General features: G+C 66.0%; 3 protein-coding genes. 1 reads left to right on the plus strand and 2 read right to left on the minus strand.

The features are described 5' to 3' along the window. Nucleotides 1–589 (minus strand): aminoacetone oxidase family FAD-binding enzyme (locus tag VK519_RS14430; RefSeq protein ID WP_324350878.1); only part of this gene is annotated, 589 nt, incomplete at its 3' end. Nucleotides 590–658: 69 nt separating this feature from the next. Between VK519_RS14430 and VK519_RS14435 the strand changes: the two genes are divergently transcribed. Next, complete coding sequence (locus VK519_RS14435; RefSeq protein ID WP_250623555.1) at nt 659–1,141, plus strand: YajQ family cyclic di-GMP-binding protein; 483 nt, start codon at nt 659–661, stop codon at nt 1,139–1,141. On the opposite strand, the gene VK519_RS14440 is transcribed toward VK519_RS14435, so the two are convergent. Continuing rightward, the coding region (locus tag VK519_RS14440) for a ligand-binding sensor domain-containing diguanylate cyclase (protein WP_324350881.1) at nt 1,138–3,108 on the minus strand (1,971 nt) is incomplete at its 5' end. The two genes, VK519_RS14435 and VK519_RS14440, sit on opposite strands and share 4 nt — an antisense overlap.

Here is a 3,108-nt window from a genome sequence, read left to right on the forward strand (position 1 = left end):
ACGCGGAATTACGCGATATCGGCGGCCGCCTGGCGGCGTGGCCGAACTGGCGGGCCAGGTCGTAGCCGAACGCCGTGGCGCCCATGGTCGGCACCGAAAGCCCACCGGTGGCCACCACCAGCGAGGCGCAACGTACGTGACCCTGCGGCGTGTCCACCATGAAGCCATCACCATGGGCACGCACGTTGGACACCGGTACGGAAGTTTCCACGCGCGCCCCCGACCGCGCGCATTCGGCCAGCAACATGGCCACGATTTGCTTGGCCGAGTCGTCGCAGAACAGCTGCCCCGGGGTTTTTTCATGCCAGGCGATGCGATGCCGGTCGACCATGGCGATGAAGTCCCAGGGCGTATAGCGCGCCAGGGCACTCTTGCAGAAATGCGGGTTGGCCGAGAGGTAATGGGCCGGCGTGGTTCCGGTATGGGTGAAATTGCAGCGGCCGCCGCCGGACATCAGGATCTTCTTGCCGGGCTTGTTGGCGTGGTCCAGTACCAGCACGCGCCGTCCGCGGGATCCTGCGACGATGGCGCACATCATGCCCGCCGCGCCCGCGCCGATCACCAGCACGTCATAGTCGCTTGTCGCCATCAGGCCATTATCGTCGACTTCGGCGCGCTACCATACACGACCCGCCCCACGATGGATGACTTTCTTACCATGCCTTCCTTCGACGTCATTTCCGAAATCGACAAGCACGAACTGACCAATGCCGTGGACCAGGCCAACCGTGAACTTTCCACCCGCTTCGACTTCCGCAATGTGGAGGCAAGCTTCGAACTGGACGGTTTCGTGGTCAACCAGCGCGCACCCAGCGACTTCCAGCTCGAGCAGATGCTCGACATCCTGCGGGCCCGCCTGGCGGCCCGGCAGATCGATGCCCGCGCCATGGACATCGGCGAGCCGGAAGTGAACCTCGGCGGTGCCCGGCGCAAGGTCACCCTCAAGCAGGGTATCGAGCAACCCATCGCCAAGAAGCTCATCGCCGCGATGAAAGAAGCCAAGCTCAAGGTCGAGGCGCAGATCAACGGCGACAAATTGCGCGTGAGCGGCAAGAAACGCGACGACCTGCAGGCGGCGATGGCGATCCTGCGCAAGGTGGATATCGAACTACCGCTGCAGTTCGACAATTTCCGCGACTAGCCCTCGTCGATCTCGGTGCGGTTGCGGCCGGCGTGCTTGGCCGCGTATAGCGCATTGTCAGCGCGGCGCAGCATGCCATTGAGCGATTCCCCGCGCCGCCACACGGCGATGCCGGCACTGGCGGTCACCGTGATGCTTCGGCCGCCATCCATGACGGTACGTTCGGCCATCGCCTGGCGGATGCGTTCGGTCAGCTGGAAGGCGCCCTCGGCGTCGGTGCCCGGAAGGCAAATGATCAATTCCTCACCGCCGTAACGGCCGACCAGGTCCGAACCGCGGCATAGCCGCGCGGTCAGGTCCATCGCGGCGCGGATCACCGCATCGCCCGCCAGGTGGCCGTAGGTATCGTTTACCACCTTGAAGTTGTCCAGGTCGATCAGCACCATGCTCAACGGCTTGTCATGCAACTGTGCATCGACCACGGCGCGGCCGGCCAGATCAAGGAAGCGGCGCCGGTTGAAGGCACCGGTGAGTTCATCGGTACCTGCAAGCCGGTCGAGTTGTTCGTTGGCTATCTGTAGGTCGCGCGTGCGCGCATCCACTTCATGCTGTAGCACTCTCGCCCGCCGCCGCAGGAACACCGTGCGCAGCGCCGAAAGCCCCAGTGCCACGCCCAGCAGGGCAATCACCACCAGCAGGCGCGCCCACCACGATTCGTACCAGCGCGGCGCCACGGCCAGGGTCACGGCGGCATCGATGGTGCGCGAAGCGCCGCCGATGGTGACGGCACGAAGATGCAAGGTGTAATGGCCACCGGGAAGATTGGTGTACACCGCGGCGGCAGGATTGCCGCGAGCCACGTCCACCCAACCGGCATCAAAGCCCTCCAGGCGATAGGCGTAGCGTGTCTCACCTGCCACGCCGTAGTCGAGCAGGGCGAATTCGACGCGCAAGCTGCGTGAATCGCTGTCCACCGCGATGCTGCCGCCGTCGCCGGGCAGTTGGCCGTACGGGGTTTCGTCGCCGCCCTGCAGCACACCTGTGACAGTGACAGCTTCGGCGCCCTCGCGCGCCGGTGGCGCATCGGGCAACACTACCGTCAGGCCGCCGAGGCCGCCGAACAGCAGTTCGCCGTGAGGTCCCACGGCAGCGGAACGATGCTCGTAACTGGCCACGCGCATGCCGTCGCGTGCGCCGAAGTTGGCCACCTTGAAGTCGGCCGGGTCGACCCGCGCCAGCCCATGGGCCAGGGACGCCCAGGCGCGGTCGCGGCGATCGACCAGCACGGCGTCGACCTTCGCACTGGCCAGGCCCTCGGCCAGCCCCAGGTGACGGAAATTCCACGGGCCTTTCGGCGTCCAGCGGTCGACCCAGGCGATGCCGCCGTAGGTGGCGACCCAAAGCCGGCGATTCGAATCCAGCGCCATCGAGCCGATATAGTTCTGCGGCAGGCTGCCCGGTTGGGCCGGATCGTGGCGCAAGGTGAAGAAGTCGGGCTCGTCGTCCGGCCACACGCTGATGCCATTGATCGTCGATAGCCACCATTGGCCATCCATGCGCGTGATGTCCCGCACGGTTTCGTTACTGAGATTGTTCGCGGCATAAGGCGCCCGGCCTGGGCCAAGGTCGACACCGAAAAGCCCGTCGTAGGTGCCGGCAAGGAGCCGGTCGCCCTCGCGCGCCATCGACAGGATGATCTCGCCGTCGAGCATGGGCACCTGGCCGGTCTGCACCTGCAAGGTGTCCGGATCGATGCGTGCGATCCCCTGGGAGCCTGCCAGGATCGCCCCATCCGGCGCCACCGCGAACGCCTGCACGTCGCGCTGGCCCTGGTCGCCGGGCACTCGCACGTGGCGCATGGTGCTGGCTCCGAGGTCAAGCACATCGATGTGGCCGGTACCCAGGCCCAGCCAGATGCGCCCGCGCGGATCCACGAACACGGTATGGACATCAGGATCGGACAACCCGAAAGCCTGGAATGGCGACGGCGGCACGGTGAAGATGCCCGTGGCCCGGGTGTCGTGGCG

It is taken from the genome of Pinirhizobacter sp. (assembly GCF_035317885.1).
GTDB lineage: Bacteria > Pseudomonadota > Gammaproteobacteria > Xanthomonadales > Rhodanobacteraceae > Pinirhizobacter.

Excerpts from the sequence above, each read along its gene's own strand:
- VK519_RS14435 (WP_250623555.1), top strand. The coding sequence starts at position 659 with ATGCCTTCCTTCGACGTCATTTCCGAAATCGACAAGCACGAACTGACC.